Raw genomic sequence first — 18529 nt, 5'->3', positions numbered from 1 at the left:
CTTATTTCTTGCCGCTGACCGCCCCCGGCTTTAGACTAGGCCGCCTGTTTTTTACCAACCAGCCTTAAATTGAAGAAGTGAATACCCATGCGCGTCGCTGATTTTTCGTTTGAACTTCCCGAATCCCTGATTGCCCACTATCCCCAGGCCGAGCGCAGCGCATGCCGCCTGCTGCAGCTGGATGGGCCGAGCGGGGCGCTGACGCACGGCGTATTCACCGATCTGCTGGATAAGCTGGAAGCCGGCGACCTGCTGGTGTTCAACAATACCCGCGTGATCCCGGCGCGCATGTTCGGCCGCAAGGTCAGCGGCGGCAAGATAGAAGTGCTGGTGGAGCGCGTGCTGGACGACCATCGCGTGCTGGCGCACGTGCGCGCGTCGAAAGCGCCCAAGCCGGGCGCCGAGCTGCTGTTGGGGGATGACGAGAGCATCGCCGCCACCATGGTGGCGCGCCACGAGACGCTGTTCGAGCTGCGCTTCAACGACGAACGCGACGTATTCACCATTCTTAACGCGGCCGGCCACATGCCGCTGCCGCCTTATATCGCTCGCCCGGATGAAGACGCCGACCGTGAGCTGTATCAGACGGTCTACAGCGAGAAACCGGGCGCGGTCGCCGCGCCGACCGCCGGCCTGCACTTCGACGAACCGCTGCTGGCGGCGCTGCGCGCCAAAGGCGTGGAAATGGCGTTCGTGACGCTGCACGTCGGCGCCGGCACCTTCCAGCCGGTGCGCGTGGAAACCATCGAAGATCACGTGATGCACGCCGAATACGCCGAAGTGCCGCAGGACGTGGTGGATGCGGTGCTGGCCTGCAAAGCGCGCGGCAAGCGCGTCGTGGCGGTGGGCACCACCTCGGTGCGTTCGCTGGAAAGCGCCGCGGCGGCCAGCAAAGAGGCGCTGATTGCGCCGTTCTTCGGCGATACCAGCATCTTTATCTATCCAGGTTATCACTACCAGGTGATCGACGCGCTGGTGACCAATTTCCACCTGCCGGAATCGACCCTGATCATGCTGGTATCGGCCTTCGCCGGCTATAAAAATACCATGAACGCCTATCAGCAGGCGGTGGCCGAGCAGTATCGCTTTTTCAGCTACGGCGATGCGATGTTCATCAGCCGTAACCCGCAGGCGGAAAACGAGTCCGTCGGCGGTTAATTTCCCGGGCTGCGCCTACGGCGCGGCCCCGTTTCAACGACATCAGACTGTTTCTCTGATGCTGGAGGCTTTGTGAAGTACGAACTACAAACTACCGATGGCCGCGCACGCCGCGGCCGCCTGATTTTCGACCGCGGCGTGGTGGAAACCCCGGCCTTTATGCCGGTCGGCACCTACGGCACGGTCAAGGGCATGACGCCGGAAGAAGTGAAAGAGACCGGCGCGCAGATCCTGCTGGGCAACACCTTCCACCTGTGGCTGCGCCCGGGCCAGGAGATCATGAAGCTGCACGGCGATCTGCACGACTTCATGCAGTGGCCGGGCCCGATCCTCACCGACTCCGGCGGTTTCCAGGTGTTCAGCCTGGGGGCGATGCGCAAGATCAAAGAGGAAGGCGTGTACTTCCGTAACCCGATCAACGGCGACAAGGTGTTCCTGAGCCCGGAAAAATCGATGGAAATCCAGTATGACCTGGGCTCCGACATCGTGATGATTTTCGACGAATGCACGCCGTACCCGGCCGACTGGGACTACGCCAAGCGTTCGATGGAAATGTCGCTGCGTTGGGCGCAGCGCAGCCGCAAGCGTTTCGACGAGCTGGAAAATAAAAATGCGCTGTTCGGCATCATTCAGGGCGGCGTTTACGAAGATTTACGTGATGTTTCCGTCAAAGGGCTGGTGGATATCGGCTTTGACGGGTACGCTGTGGGCGGCTTGGCTGTAGGCGAGCCGAAAGAGGATATGCATCGCATTCTTGAACACGTTTGCCCGCAAATTCCGGAAGATAAGCCACGCTATTTGATGGGCGTCGGCAAGCCGGAAGATTTGGTGGAAGGCGTGCGTCGCGGCATCGACATGTTCGACTGCGTCATGCCGACCCGCAACGCCCGCAACGGCCATTTGTTCGTGACTGACGGTGTGGTAAAAATCCGTAATGCCAAGCACAAGGATGATACGTCTCCGCTGGATAAGGACTGTGATTGCTACACGTGTCGCCATTACAGCCGCGCCTACTTGCACCATCTCGACCGTTGCAACGAAATATTGGGTGCTCGACTGAACACAATTCATAACCTGCGTCACTACCAGCGCCTGATGGCGGGTTTACGCCAGGCTATCGAAGAGGGTAAATTAGAGCAGTTTGTTGCGGATTTCTATGGTCGGATCGGCAAGCCGATTCCGCCTTTAAACGCTTGATCTAATAATTGATAACTTAATGAGGGAATTTCAATGAGCTTTTTCATTTCTGACGCCGTCGCATCCGCAGGGGCTCCGGCTCAGGGAAGCCCGTACTCTCTGATCATTATGCTGGTGGTGTTCGGCCTGATCTTCTACTTCATGATCCTGCGCCCGCAGCAGAAGCGCGCGAAAGATCACAAGAAGCTGATGGACTCCATCGGTAAAGGCGACGAAGTGCTGACCACCGGCGGCCTGATCGGTCGCGTGACCAAAGTGGCCGACACCGGCATCATCGCCATCGCGCTGAACGACACCACGGAAGTGATGATCAAGCGTGACTTCGTGGCGGCCGTTCTGCCGAAAGGTACCATGAAGGCCCTGTAATCTTTTTTCCCGAAGGGAATTGCCGTGCTAAACCGTTATCCTTTGTGGAAGTATCTGATGTTGATCGTCGTGATCCTCGTCGGTCTGCTTTATGCGCTTCCCAACATCTACGGTGAGGATCCGGCCGTACAAATCACTGGCGCGCGCGGCGTCGCCGCCAGTGAAACTACGCTGGACCAGGTCCGTACTGTATTAGAAAAAGACAACATCGCGAGCAAGTCGATTGCGCTGGAAAATGGCGCCATCCTGGCTCGCTTTAAAGATCCTGACGTTCAGCTGCGCGCCCGCGAAGCGCTGGTGACCGAGCTGGGTGACAAATTCGTCGTGGCGCTGAACCTGGCGCCGGCCACGCCGACCTGGCTGGCCATGCTGGGCGCAGAGCCGATGAAACTCGGCCTGGACCTGCGCGGCGGCGTACACTTCCTGATGGAAGTGGACATGGACACCGCGTTGAGCAAGCTGCAGGAACAGACCATGGATACCCTGCGCAGCGAGCTGCGCGAGAAGGGCATTCCTTACGCGTCTATCCGCAAGCTGGACAACAACGGCGTGGAAGTTCGCTTCCGCGACGATGCGGCTCGCGATCAGGCCATCAGCTACATCGGTCCGCGTCAGCGCGATCTGGTGCTGTCCGCCAACGGCGCCAACACCATGAAAGCCAACCTGACGGACGCCCGTCTGAGCGAAGCGCGCGAATACGCCGTCCAGCAGAACATCACTATCCTGCGTAACCGCGTCAACCAGCTCGGCGTCGCCGAACCGCTGGTGCAGCGCCAGGGCGCCGACCGCATCGTGGTTGAGCTGCCGGGCATTCAGGACACCGCGCGCGCCAAAGAAATTCTGGGCGCCACCGCGACCCTGGAATTCCGTCTGGTGAACACCAATGCGGACGCCACTGCGGCGGCCAACGGCCGCGTGCCGGGCGACTCCGAGGTGAAATACACCCGTGACGGCCAGCCGATCGTGCTGTACAAGCGCGTGATCCTGACCGGTGACCACATCACCGACTCGACCTCGAGCACCGACGAATACAACCAGCCGCAGGTTAACATCTCGCTGGACAGCGCCGGCGGCACGTCCATGTCCAACTTCACCAAGGATAACATCGGCAAGCCGATGGCGACCCTGTTCGTGGAGTATAAGGACAGCGGCAAGAAAGACGCCAACGGCCGTGCGGTGCTGGTGAAACAGGAAGAAGTGATCAACGTGGCGAACATTCAGTCGCGTCTGGGCAACAGCTTCCGCATCACCGGCATCGGCAACCCGAACGAAGCGCGTCAGCTTTCGCTGCTGCTGCGTGCGGGTGCGTTGATCGCGCCGATTCAGATCGTCGAAGAGCGCACCATCGGCCCAACCCTGGGTCAGCAGAACATCACCCAAGGTCTGGAAGCCTGTCTGTGGGGCCTGGTGGCGTCCATCGTCTTCATGGTGGTCTGGTACCGTAAGTTCGGCGTGATCGCCACCACGGCGCTGGTCGCCAACCTGGTGCTGATCGTCGGCGTGATGTCCCTGTTGCCGGGGGCGACGCTGACCATGCCGGGTATCGCCGGGATCGTGTTGACGCTGGCGGTGGCGGTTGACGCCAACGTACTGATTAACGAACGTATCAAGGAAGAGCTGAAGAACGGCCGGTCCGTTCAGCAGGCGATCCATGAGGGCTATAAAGGCGCGTTCTCCAGTATCGTCGATGCCAACATCACCACCCTGATCACCGCGGTCATCCTGTACGCAGTGGGCACCGGTTCGATCAAAGGCTTTGCGATCACCACCGCTATCGGTGTGGCGACGTCCATGTTCACCGCGATTGTCGGTACCCGTGCCATCGTCAACCTGCTTTACGGCGGCAAACGCATTAACAAGCTGTCTATCTGAGGAGTGCGTTGTGGCACAGGATTATACTGTTGAGCAACTCAACTACGGCCGTAAAGTCTACGACTTTATGCGCTGGGACTATTTGGCCTTCGGCATCTCGTTGCTGCTGTTGGTCGCGTCGATCGTCACCATGTCGGTGCGCGGGTTTAACTGGGGTCTGGATTTCACCGGCGGTACGGTGATTGAAATCAACCTGGAGAAACCGGCTAACCTCGACCTGATGCGCGATACGCTGGAGAAGGCCGGGTTCCAGGATCCGATCATCCAGAACTTCGGCAGCAGCCGCGACGTGATGGTGCGCATGCCACCGGCGACCGGCACCGCAGGCCAGGAACTGGGCAACAAGGTGATCGGCGTGATCAACGACTCGGTGGATAAAAACGCCACCGTGAAGCGCATCGAGTTCGTCGGCCCGAGCGTGGGCAGCGAACTGGCGCAAACCGGCGGCATGGCGCTGCTGGTGGCGTTGATCTGTATCCTGATCTACGTCGGTTTCCGCTTCGAATGGCGCCTGGCGCTGGGGGCGGTTATCGCGCTGGCGCACGACGTGATCATCACGCTGGGCGTGCTGTCGCTGTTCCACATCGAGATTGACCTGACCATCGTCGCGTCCCTGATGTCGGTTATCGGTTACTCGCTGAACGACAGCATCGTGGTTTCCGACCGTATTCGTGAGAACTTCCGCAAGATCCGCCGCGGCACGCCTTACGAGATCATGAACGTGTCGTTGACCCAGACGCTGAGCCGTACGCTGATGACTTCCGGTACTACCCTGATGGTGGTGCTGATGCTGTACATCTTCGGTGGCGCGATGCTGCAAGGTTTCTCGCTGGCGATGTTGATCGGCGTGTCGATCGGTACCGTCTCCTCCATCTACGTCGCGTCCGCGCTGGCGTTGAAACTGGGGATGAAACGCGAGCACATGCTGCAGCAAAAAGTGGAAAAAGAGGGCGCGGATCAGCCTTCGATTCTGCCTTAACCGCCGCAGTATTCAGCGAAATGAGAAGGAGCGCCCATCGGCGCTCCTTTTTTTTGCTTTGGGTTTCAGCGTTGCTGCACCACCGCCGGTTGGGCGGTCGAAACCAGACTGTGCAGACGGATATAGCCCAATTGTTCCGGCGTCACGCCGCTGAAGCGCAGCTCAAAGTCCTGGCCGGGTTTCGGCAGCAGCGAATCGGCGCTGGCGATCGGTTGCGACAGCGCCTCGGCGGTCAGCGGCCGCCCGGTGGCGTCGTCCAGTTGGCCCCATTCCACCACCGCTTTGAACGGCGGCAGCGTGGCCTGTGAGAGGATGCGCACATGCAGCTGCGCCTGCGTGCCGTTGGCTTCGCTCTTGATGTGGCTCAGCGAAACGCTCAGCTCGCCGATGCCGCTCTGCAAACGGGCGGCGCTTCGGGCCGCCGGCAGCAGGTAGACGCCGTTGTCGGAGTGCTGATTGAGCATATTCTGCCGCTCCAGCGCGGTGGTTTGATCGGTCAGCACGCTCACTTTCTGGTTCAGCGCGGCGACCTGATGGCGCAGTTGAGGCACGGCGGCGTTGTGCGCGCAGCCTGCCAGCAACACGGCGGCGGCGAGCAGGGCGATTTTGGGGTAACAGGTTGTCATGACGGCGATTTCCTATGCTGAATCTCCTGCTATCAGCTTAGTCCGCTCGGAGGGGAAAGTCATATCGGCGCCGCTTCCCGGCGGCGTGTCGCAACAAATGGCCGCCGCCCTTTGTTGTGGCTGCACTTCGGGGTAAACTGCGTTTATCTATAAAAACGTTTATCAGGACGTGTTATGCATTGCCCTTTCTGCGCCGCCGTTGATACCAAAGTCATTGATTCCCGCCTGGTGGGGGACGGTTCGCAAGTGCGCCGCCGCCGCCAGTGTCTGGTGTGCAATGAGCGCTTCACCACCTTCGAGGTGGCCGAGCTGGTGATGCCGCGAGTGATTAAAAGCGATGAGGTGCGCGAGCCGTTCAACGAAGACAAACTGCGCCGCGGCATGCTGAAAGCGCTGGAAAAGCGCCCGGTAAGCTCGGACGACGTGGAAAACGCCCTTAATCATATCAAATCCCAACTGCGCGCCACCGGCGAACGCGAAGTGCCGACCAAACTGGTGGGCAATCTGGTGATGGACGCGTTGAAGAAGCTGGATAAGGTCGCCTACATTCGCTTTGCGTCGGTGTACCGCAGCTTCGAGGACGTGCGCGAGTTCGGCGAAGAGATTGCCCGCCTGCAAGACTAAAGGATCTTTCATGCATCACGACGAATTTTATATGGCGCGCGCCTTCGAACTGGCGCGCCTGGGGCGTTTCACCACCGCGCCCAATCCGAACGTCGGCTGCGTTATCGTGCGCGACGGCGAAATTGTCGGTGAAGGCTACCATCTGCGCGCCGGCGAGCCGCACGCGGAAGTGCACGCGCTGCGCATGGCGGGCGACAAGGCGCGCGGCGCCACCGCCTATGTGACGCTCGAGCCGTGCAGCCACCACGGCCGCACGCCGCCCTGCGCCGATGCGCTGGTGGCCGCCGGCGTGACGCGGGTGGTCGCGGCGATGCAAGATCCCAATCCGCAGGTGGCGGGGCGCGGGCTGTACAAGCTGCAGCAGGCCGGCGTCGAAGTCCGTCATGGCCTGATGCTGGCCGAGGCCGAAGCGGTCAACCTGGGCTTCCTCAAGCGCATGCGCACCGGTTTCCCATACGTGCAGCTGAAGCTGGGCGCGTCGCTGGACGGCCGCACGGCGATGGCCACCGGCGAGAGCCAGTGGATCACCTCACCCGAAGCGCGTCAGGACGTGCAGCGGCTGCGTGCGCAGAGCGCCGCGATTCTCAGCACCAGCGCCACCGTGCTGGCGGACGATCCGTCGCTGACGGTGCGTTGGGATGAGCTGGACGCCGAGACGCAGCGCCTCTATCCGCGCGAAAATCTGCGCCAGCCGCTGCGCATCCTGCTCGACAGCCAAAATCGCATCACCCCGCAGCACCGCGTGGTGCAGCAGCCGGGCGCTACCTGGCTGGCGCGCCTGCAGGCGGATGAACAGGCCTGGCCGCAAGAGGTCGAACAGTTTATCTGCCCGGCGCACGGCGGCGGCATTGATCTGGTGGTGATGATGATGCTGTTGGCCAAGCGCCAGGTGAATTCAATCTGGGTAGAGGCGGGCGCAATGCTGGCCGGCGCGCTGCTGCAGGCCGGCCTGGTGGATGAGCTCATTTTGTACATCGCGCCGAAACTGTTGGGCGATAATGGCCGTGGCCTGTGTCATCTGCCGGGCCTGGAACGGCTGGCCGACGCGCCGGAATTCGTCTTTAGCGACGTGCGCCAGGTCGGCCCCGATCTGCGTTTGCGCCTGCGGGTGAAACACTGAATCTCGCGCCCGCGCGCCGGTTTTACAAAAGCGCCGCGCAGGCGATGAAAGAATATGATAGAATCCGCCCCCCTGCGGGGTATTGAACCCATTTTTAAGGAAAGCCCATGAAAGTTATCGAAGGTGTTGTTGCTACTCCAAATGCCCGTGTGGCGATCGCAATTGCACGTTTTAACAATTTCATCAACGACAGCCTGCTGGAAGGCGCCATCGACGCGCTGAAACGCATTGGTCAGGTTGCTGACGACAACATCACCGTTGTCTGGGTCCCGGGCGCTTACGAGCTGCCGCTGACGGCGAGCGTATTGGCCAAAACCGGCAAATACGACGCGGTTATCGCGCTGGGCACCGTTATCCGCGGGGGCACCGCGCACTTCGAATATGTGGCGGGCGAAGCCAGCTCCGGCATCGGCAACGTTGCGATGAATGCCGAAATCCCGGTTGCCTTTGGCGTGCTGACCACCGAAAGCATCGAACAGGCGATCGAACGCGCCGGCACTAAAGCGGGCAACAAGGGCGCTGAAGCCGCGTTGACCGCACTTGAAATGATTAATGTTATCAAAGCTATTAAAGCCTGAATTTAGTTAAGGGGAATTCCGTGAAACCTGCTGCTCGTCGCCGCGCTCGTGAGTGCGCTGTTCAAGCGCTTTACTCTTGGCAGTTGTCTAAAAACGACCTTGCCGATGTTGAACACCAGTTCCTGACGGAGCAGGATGTCAAAGATGTTGACGTCGCCTATTTTCGCGAGTTGCTGTCCGGCGCGGCAGTGAATGCAGGTATGCTGGACGAACTGATGGCGCCATACCTGTCGCGTCAGCTCGAAGAGCTGGGCCAGGTGGAGCGCGCGGTGCTGCGCGTCGCGCTGTTTGAACTGAAGATGCGCGAGGATGTCCCTTACAAAGTGGCGATCAACGAAGCGATCGAGCTGGCGAAAACCTTCGGCGCGGAAGACAGCCACAAGTTTGTGAACGGGGTGCTGGATAAAGTGGCGCCAACCCTTCGCAAGAAAAAGTAAAACATTAAGGCCGGCATTCCCGGCCTTAATTTCTTCTCGTGGAATATCGATATGGCATGCGGCGAATTTGACCTCATTGCCCGCTATTTTGACCGGTTTAAGCGCGTGCGCCGGGATGTACAGTTGGGCATTGGAGATGACTGCGCACTGCTGGCAGTGCCGGAAAAACAGCTGGTGGCCGTCAGTACCGATACGTTGGTGGCGGGCGTGCACTTCTTGCCGGATATCGATCCGGCCGATCTCGGTTATAAAGCGCTGGCGGTCAATCTGAGCGATCTGGCGGCGATGGGCGCCGATCCGGCGTGGCTCTCGCTGGCCCTGACCCTGCCGGAGGTGAACGAACCCTGGCTGAAGGCCTTCAGCGACAGCCTGTTTGATCAGCTCAACTATTACGGCATGCAGCTGATCGGCGGCGATACCACGCGCGGCCCGCTGAGCATGACGTTAACCATTCAGGGTTTGATCCCGGCCGGTCGGGCGTTGACCCGCAGCGGCGCGCGCATCGGCGACTGGATCTACGTGACCGGCACGCTGGGCGACAGCGCCGCCGGTCTGGCGATCCTGCAGGATCGCCTGGCGGTGCCGGATGCGGCGGCGCGCGATTACCTGCTCGCTCGCCATCTGCGGCCGCAGCCGCGGGTGCTGCAGGGGCAGGCGCTGCGGGATCTGGCCAGCTCGGCGATCGACATCTCCGACGGCCTGATTTCCGATCTGAAACACATCCTGAAGGCCAGCGACTGCGGGGCGCGCATCGTGCTGGACGAGCTGCCGATGTCGCAGGCGCTGAGCAGCCACACCGACGCCGAGCAGGCGCTGCGCTGGGCGCTGGCGGGCGGCGAAGATTACGAGCTGTGCTTCACCGTGCCGGAGATCAACCGCGGCGCGCTGGAAGTGGCGCTGAGCCACCTCGGCGCCGACTACACCTGCATCGGCCAAATTGGTCCGCTGTCTGAAGGCATCCGCTATTATCGCGACGACGAAGCGGTAGAGCTGGACTGGGCCGGGTTCGATCATTTCAATGCGGAGCCGGGCACCCATGGATGAAGCCAAACGTCGGCTGCGGATGAGCAATCCGTGGCACCTGCTGGCCACCGGTTTTGGCAGCGGTTTGTCGCCGGTGATGCCGGGCACCATGGGATCGCTGGCGGCGATCCCGTTCTGGCTGCTGCTGATCCAGCTGCCGTGGCAGCTCTACTCGTTGGCGGTGATGTTCAGCATCTGTATCGGCGTCTATATTTGCCACCGCACGGCAAAAGACATGAAGGTGCACGATCACGGCAGTATCGTCTGGGATGAGTTCGTCGGCATGTGGATCACGCTGATGGCGCTGCCGATCAACGACTGGCGCTGGGTCGCCGCCGGTTTCGTCATCTTCCGCATTCTGGATATGTGGAAGCCGTGGCCGATCCGCTGGTTCGACCGCAACGTGCATGGCGGCATGGGCATCATGGTCGACGATATCATCGCCGGCGTGCTGTCCGCCGGCATCATCTACCTGATTGGCCACCACTGGCCTATCGGGCTGTTCTGACAGACGGGCGCGCTTCTTCGCGCCCGCTTCTCTTTATTCAAACCCTGTCACCCGGTGCGGCACGTAGGCCGTCTCCAGTTCCGCCACCTCTTGTGGCGACAAACTCAAATCGACCGCGGCGATGGCGTCATCCAACTGCTCGCTGCGTGAAGCACCGACGATCGGCGCGCTGACCGTCGGTTTGTTCAGCAGCCAGGCCAGCGCGATCTGCGCGCGTGAAACGCCACGTTCGTCGGCGAGGCTGGCGACGCGCTCGGCGATGATGGCGTCGATGCCTTCAGTGTCCTCGTACAGGCTCTTGCCGAACTGGTCGGAGACCAGCCGCGCGGTGGTTTCGCCCCAGGGGCGGGTCAGGCGGCCGCGCGCCAGCGGGCTCCACGGCAGCACGGCGATGCCTTCGGCGGCGCACAGCGGGTGCATCTCGCGTTCTTCTTCGCGCTGGATCAGGTTGTATTGATCCTGCATGCTGACAAAGCGCGTCCAGCCGTGCAGATCGGCGGTATACAGCGCTTTGGCGAACTGCCAGGCGTACATCGAGGAGGCGCCGATGTATCGCGCTTTACCGGCTTTCACCACGTCGTGCAGCGCTTCCAGCGTTTCTTCCAGCGGCGTTTCGTAATCCCAGCGATGGATCTGCAGCAAATCGACATAGTCGGTGCCCAGGCGCCGCAGGCTGTCGTCGATGGACTGCATGATCTTGGCGCGCGACAAACCGCGCTCCAGGTTGCTCAGCGGGAAATAGACCTTGGTGGCGATCACCACGTCCTCGCGGCGCGCATAGTCGCGCAGCGCCCGACCGAGGATCTCCTCGCTGCTGCCGTCGGAATAGCTGTTGGCGGTGTCGAAAAAGTTGATGCCGGCTTCCAGCGCCTGTTTCAGCAGCGGGCGGCTGCTCTCTTCCGGCAACGTCCAGGCGTGATTGCCGCGATTCGGTTCGCCGTAGGTCATGCAACCCAGGCAGATGCGCGAAACGTTCAGATCGGTGTTGCCCAGTTTCAGGTACTTCATGTTTGCCTCCCATTCACAGCTCAGACAGTAACTGTAGCGCGGATCCCGGAGGGCGGAAACGAAAACGCCTCCGAGAGCGGAGGCGTTTTTTCAGGCGCGGGGGTGATTACTGCGCCAGCCAGGTTTCGATTTGGCGCTGAATGCCGGCGGCGTCCAGCCCCAGATCGGCGCGCAGCTCTTCCTGGCTGCCCTGCGAGACGAAGCTGTCAGGCAGACCGAGGTTCAGCACCGGCACCGGCCGGCGTTTGGCCATCAGCAGTTCGTTGACGCCGCTGCCGGCGCCGCCCATGATGGCGTTCTCTTCCAGCGTCACCAGCGTTTCATGGCTGGCGGCCAGTTCGAGCACCAACTGCTCGTCCAGCGGCTTGACGAAGCGCATGTCGACCAGCGTGGCGTTGAGCGCTTCCGCCGCTTGCGCGGCCTCCGGCAGCAGAGTGCCGAAGTTGAGAATGGCGATCTTTTCCCCCTGGCGGCGCACCACGCCTTTGCCGATCGGCAGCATGTTGAGCGGCTCCAGCGCCGCGCCGGTGCCGGTGCCGCGCGGATAGCGCACGGCGCTCGGGCCGGCATTGTAGTGATAGCCGGTATACAGCATCTGGCGGCATTCGTTTTCGTCGCTCGGCGTCATGATCACCATGGTCGGGATGCAGCGCATGAACGACAGATCGAACGCACCCTGGTGAGTCTGACCATCGGCGCCGACGATGCCGCCGCGATCGATGGCGAACATCACCGGCAGGTTTTGGATCGCCACGTCGTGGATCAGTTGGTCGTAGGCGCGTTGCAGGAAGGTGGAATAGATCGCCACCACCGGCTTGTAGCCGCCGATCGCCAGCCCGGCGGCGAAGGTGACCGCGTGCTGCTCGGCGATCGCCACATCAAAATATTGCTGCGGGTAGTCGCGGGAGAACTGCACCATGCCGGAGCCTTCGCGCATCGCCGGCGTGATCGCCATCAGCGAGCTGTCTTTGGCGGCGGTTTCACACAGCCAGTCGCCGAAGATTTTCGAATAGGTCGGCAGACCGCCGGCGCTTTTCGGCAGCGTGCCGCTGGCGGGATCGAACTTCGGCACCGCGTGGAAGCTGATCGGATCCTTCTCCGCCGGCGCGTAACCGCGGCCTTTCTTGGTCATGATGTGCAACAGCTGCGGGCCTTTCAGATCGCGCATGTTTTTCAACGTGGCGACCAGCCCCTGTACGTCGTGCCCGTCTACCGGGCCGATGTAGTTGAAGCCCAGCTCTTCGAACAGCGTGCCCGGTACCACCATGCCTTTCAGGTGCTCTTCGGTGCGTTTCACCAGCTCCTTGATCGGCGGCACGCCGGCCAGCACTTTCTTGCCGCCTTCGCGCAGGGTGGAGTAAAGCTTGCCGGACAGCAGCTGCGCCAGATGGTTGTTCAGCGCGCCGACGTTTTCCGAGATCGACATCTCGTTGTCGTTCAGCACCACCAGCATGTCCGGATTGATGTCGCCGGCGTGGTTCATCGCTTCAAACGCCATGCCGGCGGTGATGGCGCCATCGCCGATCACGCACACCGTGCGGCGGCCTTTGCCTTCACGCTCCGCCGCCACCGCCATGCCGAGGCCGGCGCTGATCGAGGTTGACGAATGGCCGACCGACAGCACGTCGTATTCGCTTTCGGCACGCCACGGGAAGGGGTGCAAGCCGTTCTTTTGCCGGATAGTGGCGATCCGGTCGCGGCGGCCGGTCAGGATTTTGTGCGGGTAGGCCTGGTGGCCGACGTCCCACACCAGATGATCGAACGGCGTGTTGTAGACGAAATGCAACGCCACCGTCAGTTCGACGGTACCCAGCCCGGAGGCAAAGTGGCCGCTGGAGCGGCTGACGCTGTTCAGCAGATATTGCCGCAGCTCATCGCACAGCTTCGGCAAGCTCTCTTTGGGCAGTGAGCGGAGTTCCTCGGGGTTTTCCGCTAGCGCCAGGGTTGGGTATTTGGCTATATCAAGACTCATTCGATACTCATATCAGAGGAGTTAACGTCACACGTTAATTGTCGCGTTCAATAATGAAGCTGGCTAACGCTCGCAATGGCGCTGTGTTGTAAGATTGCGCTGCCAAAGTGTCTAATGCAGCTAATGCTTCCTGATAGAGATCCCACGCTTTTGCTTTCGCGCTGTCAAGCCCGAGCAACGCCGGGTAGGTACTCTTTCCGTGTTGTTGGTCCGCTCCCTGGCGCTTGCCGATCTTTTCAGTCTCGCCGACAACGTCCAAAATGTCATCCTGCACCTGGAACGCCAGGCCAACCGCGGCGGCATATCGATCCAGCTGCGGCAGCGCCGCTCGCCCGGCTTCGCCGGCGCTCAGCGCGCCCAGGCGCACCGCCGCGCGGATCAGCGCGCCGGTTTTGTGGCGGTGGATCTGTTCCAGCGCCTGCAGATCGACGTGCTTGCCTTCAGCTTCCAGATCCAGCGATTGGCCGCCGCACATGCCGGCTACGCCGCTGGCGGTCGCCAGTTCGGAAACCATCGCCAGCCGATCGCGCAGCGCCACGTCAGGCATCTCGGCATCGGCCAGGATCGAAAACGCCAGCGTTTGCAGCGCATCGCCGGCCAGGATCGCGTTGGCTTCACCGAATTTAATGTGGCAGGTCGGCTGGCCGCGGCGCAGATCGTCGTCGTCCATCGCCGGCAGATCGTCATGGATCAGCGAGTAGGCGTGAATGCATTCCACCGCCGCCGCCGGCGCGTCCAGGTTGGCCAGCGACACGCCGAACATCTGGCCGGTGGTGTACACCAAGAACGGGCGCAGGCGCTTGCCGCCCAGCAAGGCGCCATGACGCATCGCCGCCACCATGTTGCCGTCGTTGAACGGCAGCGGGGCGATGAAGTCCAGCAGCGCGCGATCGGCGCGCTGGCGGAAAATCTGCAGTTGATCGGCAAAAGCGGCCGATGGGGCGATCTCAGACATGTCGGTTACTCGGCATCCGGTGTGAAAGGCGCCAGCGCCGCATCGTCGGCGCTGTCGTTAAGAAGTATCTGCACACGCTGTTCCGCCTGTTGCAGTTTCTGCTGGCCTTGGCGCGCCAGCTGCACGCCGCGTTCGAATTCGTTCAGCGCGTCTTCCAGCGGCAGTTCGCCCGACTCCAGACGCGTCACGATGCTTTCCAGCTCGCCGAGGGCGCTTTCAAAGCTGGCTGTTTGCTCTGTACTGGCTGATTGTGCTGGTTTTTTCGGCATAATTTTCTTTTTACGTCATCATGTGAACCGTGGCGCCAGAGCCTATCCTAGCGGATCTTGATTAGCAAATCATGGCGCTCATGTGTGGTTTTGTGCGCAGAGCGCGGCGATATGGTGATATACTCCGCGCCGTAATTCTTATCTGACAACAAAGACCGCCATGAAGTTTATCATTAAATTGTTCCCGGAAATCACCATCAAGAGCCAATCTGTGCGCTTGCGCTTTATCAAGATTCTCTCGACCAATATTCGCAACGTCCTGAAGCAGTATGATGAAACGCTGGCGGTCGTCCGTCACTGGGATCATATCGAAGTTCGCGCCAAAGATGAAAACCAGCGGCCGATCATCGCCGACGCGCTGACGCGCATTCCCGGCATCCACCATATTCTGGAAGTGGAAGATCGCGCTTATACCGACATCCACCACATCTTCGAGCAGACGCTGGAAGCCTACCGCGCCCAGCTGGAAGGCAAAACCTTCTGCGTGCGCGTCAAGCGCCGCGGCAAGCAGGCGTTCAATTCGCAGGACGTGGAGCGTTACGTCGGCGGCGGCCTGAACCAGCATATCGAGAGCGCGCGCGTTAACCTGACCCGCCCGCAGGTCACGGTAAACCTGGAGATTGAAGACGATAAGCTGATGCTGGTCAAACGCCGCCTCGAAGGCATCGGCGGTTACCCGGTCGGCACCCAGGAAGACGTGATGTCGCTGATTTCCGGCGGTTTCGATTCGGGTGTGTCCAGCTACATGCTGATGCGTCGCGGCTGCCGCGTGCACTTCTGCTTCTTCAATCTGGGCGGCGCCGCGCACGAGATCGGCGTGAAGCAGGTGGCGCACTACCTGTGGAACCGCTTCGCCAGCTCGCACAAGGTGCGCTTTGTCGCCATTGACTTCGAGCCGGTGGTGGGCGAGATCCTGGAGAAGGTCGACGATGGCCAGATGGGCGTGGTGCTCAAGCGCATGATGGTGCGCGCCGCTTCGCAAGTGGCCGAACGCTATGGCGTGCAGGCGCTGGTGACCGGCGAAGCGTTGGGGCAGGTCTCCAGCCAGACGCTGACCAACCTGCGCCTGATCGATAACGCGTCCGACACCCTGATCCTGCGTCCGCTGATCTCGCACGATAAAGAGCACATCATCAAACTGGCGCGTGAAATCGGCACCGAAGACTTCGCCAAAACCATGCCGGAATACTGCGGCGTGATTTCGAAGAGCCCGACGGTAAAAGCCGTCAAGGCCAAGATCGAAGAGGAAGAGAGCCACTTCGATTTCAGCATTCTCGATCGGGTGGTGAGCGAGGCGAAGAACGTTGATATTCGCTCCATCGCCGAGCAGGCGCAGGAGCAGGTGACCGAGGTAGAAACCGTTGCGGCCTTCGGCGCCGATGAGGTGATCCTGGATATCCGCTCCAACGACGAGCAGGAAGAGAAGCCGCTGCAGCTGGAACAGGTTGAAGTGAAAGCGTTGCCGTTCTACAAGCTGAGCACCCAATTCGGCGATCTGGACCAAAGCAAAACCTACCTGCTGTACTGCGAGCGCGGCGTGATGAGCCGTCTGCAGGCGTTGTACCTGCTGGAGCAGGGCTTCAGCAACGTGAAGGTTTATCGCCCGTAACGCGCGGAGCGCCATAAACGAGAAGGGCTGAACCGATGTTCAGCCCTTTTTTATCGACAAGCCGCTCAGTCGCGGAAATCGTACATTCCCGGGATCAGCACCAGCTGCGCGGCGATCTCCGCCGCTTTGGCCTTGCCGAGCAGCAGGTCTATCAGCTTCAGCGCGAACTCCATCGCGGTGCCCGGCCCCTGGCTGGTGAGCAGGTTGACGCGCGCGTCGTACACCACGCGGCGCTCCATCCATTTTTCCGCCGGTATCTGGTCTTTCAGGCCCGGGAAGCCGGTCATGTTGCCGACCGGGAACAGATCGTGGTGCTGCAGCACCAGCGCCGGCGCCGCACAGATGGCGGCGACGATATTCCCCTGCAGGTGCATCTGCCGCACTTTTTCCACCAGCAACGGGCTGTCGCGGAAGCATTCTGCGCCTTTCAGGCCGCCGGGCAGCACGATGGCGTCGAAAGGCTCATCGACGATCGCCACCAGCGGCGCATCGGCCAGCAGTTTGACGCCGCGTGAACAGACGATAGTCAGCTCGCCGTCGCCGGCGACGCTGGCGGTAGTGACTTTTACGCCCGCCCGCACCAGCAGATCGATGGTGGTGACGGCTTCGGTTTCTTCGCTACCAGGTGCCAGGCAAACCAGCGCCGATACGCTCATATTCATTTTCCTTTCGTTTAATCAATTCAAACAGCCGCGCATTCTCCGGCAGCGTGAGGCCGTGGCTGCGAGCGCGGCGCAGCAGGTAGCCGGTGATGTAGTCGATCTCGGTGTGTCGCTGGCTGCGGATATCCTGCAGCATCGACGAAACGTTGTCGGCGGTGCTGTGGATCACGTCCATCACATATTGCATCAGGCCTTCGCAGGAGGTGTGGTAGCCCTCCATCGCCATCACGCTGGCGACTTCACGACACAGCGCTTCGATTTGCTCCGGGTAGCGCTGCAGATCGCCGTTGCGACAGCCGTAGAGCGCCGTCAGCGGGTTGATCACGCAGTTGACCGCCAGCTTGCGCCAGTTGGCCGAGGCGATATTGTTGTGCCAGGCAACGTCAGGCAAAGCCTGATGCAGCACTTCCGCCAGGTGGCTGAGGTGCTGGGCGGCCGGCGAGGTTGGGCCGATGTGGGTGATGCCGGTGGCGACGTGGATAATGGTGCTGCCTTCGTGGCGCGCGGCGTGGGTGGTGGTGCCCTGCAGGATGGGCTGGCCGTTTGGCGGCAGTTCCTCCTGGGTGCCCATGCCGTTATGCAACAGCAAAATGGCGCACTGAGGGTTCAGCTTCGGCAGCAGCGCGCTGACCGCACTGGACACCTGCCAGGCTTTCAGCGTCACCAGCAGCAGCTCGCTCTGCGCGAGGTGCTCAGGATCGTTGGTGGGCAAATTGCGATTAAACGAGACGCCTTCCGGCTCGATCACGTTCACGGCGCAAAAAGGCTGCGGCACTCTTAGCCATCCCTGTACATCGTGGCCCTGCTGATACAGCCGGGAGAGCCACAGTTGTCCGAGCGCGCCGCAACCAAGAATGGTTATTTTCATTCAGTCTCCTTGGAAACACGGGAATACCGCTCAATTACCGTGATTTAACTATAGGCTTTATGGCAGCCTGAAGCGCTATCCCTGCGTGCGTTCAGCAGATTTTGTCTGAGGCGGCAAAGCGGTTATCATGCTCGGCATCAAAATCGCCTAAGCTATTAGGCACTCATTCAGGAGGAAGAAGTATGCCATCTTTCGACATCGTTTCCGAAATTGATATGCAGGAAGTGCGTAACGCCGTTGAGAACGCCACCCGCGATCTCGGCACCCGCTGGGATTTTCGCAATGTGCCGGCCAGCTTTGAGCTAAACGAGAAAAACCAAAGCATTAAGGTTGCCACCGAGTCTGATTTTCAGGTGCAGCAGCTGCTCGACATTCTGCGCGAAAAGCTGAGCAAGCGCAGCATCGACGGCGCCGCGCTGGAGATCCCGGAAGAGTTTACCCACAGCGGTAAAACCTACAGCGTGGAAGCCAAGCTGAAGCAGGGGATTGAAACCTCTGTAGCGAAGAAAATCGTCAAGCTGATCAAAGACAGCAAGCTGAAGGTGCAGGCGCAGATCCAGGGCGAAGAAGTGCGGGTGACCGGCAAATCACGCGACGACTTGCAGAGCGTGATGGCGCTGGTGCGCGGCGGCGATCTGGGGCAGCCGTTCCAGTTCAAGAACTTCCGCGATTAATCTCTACGGGGCCGGCATTGCCGG

At 60.9% G+C, this 18529-nt stretch carries 20 protein-coding genes; 13 read left to right on the top strand and 7 right to left on the bottom strand.

The genetic code is table 11. The features are described from left to right. Window positions 1-87 precede the first annotated feature (87 nt). The 5 genes from queA to secF all read left to right on the top strand — a co-directional run bounded on the left by queA (window position 88) and on the right by secF (window position 5572). Window positions 88-1158, top strand: a complete 1071-nt coding sequence (gene queA / locus CRO23_RS19125) for a tRNA preQ1(34) S-adenosylmethionine ribosyltransferase-isomerase QueA (RefSeq protein ID WP_016928878.1) — start codon at window positions 88-90, stop codon at window positions 1156-1158. A gap of 72 nt (window positions 1159-1230) precedes the next feature. Continuing rightward, the gene (gene tgt / locus CRO23_RS19120) at window positions 1231-2355 is read left to right on the top strand and encodes a tRNA guanosine(34) transglycosylase Tgt (protein WP_033634014.1); all 1125 of its coding nucleotides are present in this window, start codon (window positions 1231-1233) and stop codon (window positions 2353-2355) included. A gap of 33 nt (window positions 2356-2388) precedes the next feature. Then, window positions 2389-2721 (top strand): preprotein translocase subunit YajC, encoded by a 333-nt coding sequence (gene yajC, locus CRO23_RS19115; protein ID WP_004940391.1) that lies wholly within the window; start codon window positions 2389-2391, stop codon window positions 2719-2721. A 24-nt stretch (window positions 2722-2745) separates the two neighbouring features. Then, window positions 2746-4593: a protein translocase subunit SecD gene (gene secD, locus CRO23_RS19110; RefSeq protein ID WP_004940390.1), complete on the top strand. Its 1848-nt coding sequence runs from the start codon at window positions 2746-2748 to the stop codon at window positions 4591-4593. Between the two features lie 10 nt (window positions 4594-4603). Next, entirely contained in the window at window positions 4604-5572 is a 969-nt protein-coding gene (secF, locus tag CRO23_RS19105; RefSeq protein WP_004940389.1) for a protein translocase subunit SecF, read from the top strand. 65 nt (window positions 5573-5637) lie between these two features. Here the strand turns inward: secF and CRO23_RS19100 are convergent, their stop codons facing one another. Further along, window positions 5638-6198 (bottom strand): DUF3251 domain-containing protein, encoded by a 561-nt coding sequence (locus tag CRO23_RS19100; protein ID WP_016928875.1) that lies wholly within the window; start codon window positions 6196-6198, stop codon window positions 5638-5640. Window positions 6199-6372: 174 nt separating this feature from the next. Between CRO23_RS19100 and nrdR the strand changes: the two genes are divergently transcribed. The 6 genes from nrdR (at window position 6373) to pgpA (ending at window position 10488) form a co-directional block, all read left to right on the top strand. Next, window positions 6373-6822 (top strand): transcriptional regulator NrdR, encoded by a 450-nt coding sequence (gene nrdR, locus CRO23_RS19095; RefSeq protein WP_004940387.1) that lies wholly within the window; start codon window positions 6373-6375, stop codon window positions 6820-6822. 10 nt (window positions 6823-6832) lie between these two features. Then, the gene (gene ribD / locus CRO23_RS19090; RefSeq protein ID WP_097102660.1) at window positions 6833-7942 is read left to right on the top strand and encodes a bifunctional diaminohydroxyphosphoribosylaminopyrimidine deaminase/5-amino-6-(5-phosphoribosylamino)uracil reductase RibD; all 1110 of its coding nucleotides are present in this window, start codon (window positions 6833-6835) and stop codon (window positions 7940-7942) included. Between the two features lie 107 nt (window positions 7943-8049). Continuing rightward, entirely contained in the window at window positions 8050-8520 is a 471-nt protein-coding gene (gene ribH / locus CRO23_RS19085; protein ID WP_004940385.1) for a 6,7-dimethyl-8-ribityllumazine synthase, read from the top strand. Between the two features lie 20 nt (window positions 8521-8540). Next, window positions 8541-8957 (top strand): transcription antitermination factor NusB, encoded by a 417-nt coding sequence (nusB, locus tag CRO23_RS19080; protein ID WP_004940384.1) that lies wholly within the window; start codon window positions 8541-8543, stop codon window positions 8955-8957. Between the two features lie 51 nt (window positions 8958-9008). After that, on the top strand, window positions 9009-10001 hold the full coding sequence (gene thiL, locus CRO23_RS19075; protein WP_016928872.1) for a thiamine-phosphate kinase: 993 nt from the start codon (window positions 9009-9011) through the stop codon (window positions 9999-10001). Beyond that, window positions 9994-10488: a phosphatidylglycerophosphatase A gene (gene pgpA, locus CRO23_RS19070; protein ID WP_016928871.1), complete on the top strand. Its 495-nt coding sequence runs from the start codon at window positions 9994-9996 to the stop codon at window positions 10486-10488. The genes thiL and pgpA overlap by 8 nt, the downstream gene beginning before the upstream one ends. Before the next feature lie 33 nt (window positions 10489-10521). Here pgpA and CRO23_RS19065 read toward each other — a convergent pair whose 3' ends face one another. The 4 genes from CRO23_RS19065 to xseB all read right to left on the bottom strand — a co-directional run bounded on the left by CRO23_RS19065 (window position 10522) and on the right by xseB (window position 14692). Beyond that, complete coding sequence (locus CRO23_RS19065) at window positions 10522-11496, bottom strand: aldo/keto reductase (protein WP_016928870.1); 975 nt, start codon at window positions 11494-11496, stop codon at window positions 10522-10524. Window positions 11497-11602: 106 nt separating this feature from the next. Next, on the bottom strand, window positions 11603-13468 hold the full coding sequence (gene dxs / locus CRO23_RS19060) for a 1-deoxy-D-xylulose-5-phosphate synthase (RefSeq protein ID WP_028128213.1): 1866 nt from the start codon (window positions 13466-13468) through the stop codon (window positions 11603-11605). 34 nt (window positions 13469-13502) lie between these two features. Next, entirely contained in the window at window positions 13503-14423 is a 921-nt protein-coding gene (gene ispA / locus CRO23_RS19055) for a (2E,6E)-farnesyl diphosphate synthase (RefSeq protein WP_016928868.1), read from the bottom strand. A gap of 5 nt (window positions 14424-14428) precedes the next feature. Continuing rightward, entirely contained in the window at window positions 14429-14692 is a 264-nt protein-coding gene (gene xseB / locus CRO23_RS19050; protein ID WP_015376838.1) for an exodeoxyribonuclease VII small subunit, read from the bottom strand. Between the two features lie 160 nt (window positions 14693-14852). Between xseB and thiI the strand changes: the two genes are divergently transcribed. Continuing rightward, complete coding sequence (gene thiI, locus CRO23_RS19045) at window positions 14853-16301, top strand: tRNA uracil 4-sulfurtransferase ThiI (RefSeq protein ID WP_004940377.1); 1449 nt, start codon at window positions 14853-14855, stop codon at window positions 16299-16301. A 65-nt stretch (window positions 16302-16366) separates the two neighbouring features. Here thiI and yajL read toward each other — a convergent pair whose 3' ends face one another. Next, window positions 16367-16957, bottom strand: a complete 591-nt coding sequence (gene yajL / locus CRO23_RS19040) for a protein deglycase YajL (protein ID WP_033641150.1) — start codon at window positions 16955-16957, stop codon at window positions 16367-16369. After that, complete coding sequence (panE, locus tag CRO23_RS19035; protein ID WP_079449607.1) at window positions 16920-17831, bottom strand: 2-dehydropantoate 2-reductase; 912 nt, start codon at window positions 17829-17831, stop codon at window positions 16920-16922. Before panE ends, yajL begins: the two co-directional genes overlap by 38 nt. A 182-nt stretch (window positions 17832-18013) precedes the next feature. Between panE and CRO23_RS19030 the strand changes: the two genes are divergently transcribed. After that, the gene (locus tag CRO23_RS19030) at window positions 18014-18505 is read left to right on the top strand and encodes a YajQ family cyclic di-GMP-binding protein (protein ID WP_004940373.1); all 492 of its coding nucleotides are present in this window, start codon (window positions 18014-18016) and stop codon (window positions 18503-18505) included. Window positions 18506-18529 lie beyond the last annotated feature (24 nt).

The organism is Serratia sp. JKS296 (assembly GCF_900215445.1).
Lineage (GTDB): Bacteria > Pseudomonadota > Gammaproteobacteria > Enterobacterales > Enterobacteriaceae > Serratia > Serratia marcescens.
This window is presented reverse-complemented; position numbering and strand designations above follow the sequence as displayed.

Coding starts and splice junctions, on each gene's coding strand:
- ribD (WP_097102660.1), top strand. CDS start 6,833: ATGCATCACGACGAATTTTATATGGCGCGCGCCTTCGAACTGGCGCGC.
- yajC (WP_004940391.1), top strand. CDS start 2,389: ATGAGCTTTTTCATTTCTGACGCCGTCGCATCCGCAGGGGCTCCGGCT.
- yajL (WP_033641150.1), bottom strand. CDS start 16,957: ATGAGCGTATCGGCGCTGGTTTGCCTGGCACCTGGTAGCGAAGAAACC.
- xseB (WP_015376838.1), bottom strand. CDS start 14,692: ATGCCGAAAAAACCAGCACAATCAGCCAGTACAGAGCAAACAGCCAGC.
- CRO23_RS19100 (WP_016928875.1), bottom strand. CDS start 6,198: ATGACAACCTGTTACCCCAAAATCGCCCTGCTCGCCGCCGCCGTGTTG.
- pgpA (WP_016928871.1), top strand. CDS start 9,994: ATGGATGAAGCCAAACGTCGGCTGCGGATGAGCAATCCGTGGCACCTG.
- CRO23_RS19065 (WP_016928870.1), bottom strand. CDS start 11,496: ATGAAGTACCTGAAACTGGGCAACACCGATCTGAACGTTTCGCGCATC.
- nrdR (WP_004940387.1), top strand. CDS start 6,373: ATGCATTGCCCTTTCTGCGCCGCCGTTGATACCAAAGTCATTGATTCC.
- ribH (WP_004940385.1), top strand. CDS start 8,050: ATGAAAGTTATCGAAGGTGTTGTTGCTACTCCAAATGCCCGTGTGGCG.
- thiI (WP_004940377.1), top strand. CDS start 14,853: ATGAAGTTTATCATTAAATTGTTCCCGGAAATCACCATCAAGAGCCAA.
- panE (WP_079449607.1), bottom strand. CDS start 17,831: ATGAAAATAACCATTCTTGGTTGCGGCGCGCTCGGACAACTGTGGCTC.
- dxs (WP_028128213.1), bottom strand. CDS start 13,468: ATGAGTCTTGATATAGCCAAATACCCAACCCTGGCGCTAGCGGAAAAC.
- thiL (WP_016928872.1), top strand. CDS start 9,009: ATGGCATGCGGCGAATTTGACCTCATTGCCCGCTATTTTGACCGGTTT.
- CRO23_RS19030 (WP_004940373.1), top strand. CDS start 18,014: ATGCCATCTTTCGACATCGTTTCCGAAATTGATATGCAGGAAGTGCGT.
- queA (WP_016928878.1), top strand. CDS start 88: ATGCGCGTCGCTGATTTTTCGTTTGAACTTCCCGAATCCCTGATTGCC.
- ispA (WP_016928868.1), bottom strand. CDS start 14,423: ATGTCTGAGATCGCCCCATCGGCCGCTTTTGCCGATCAACTGCAGATT.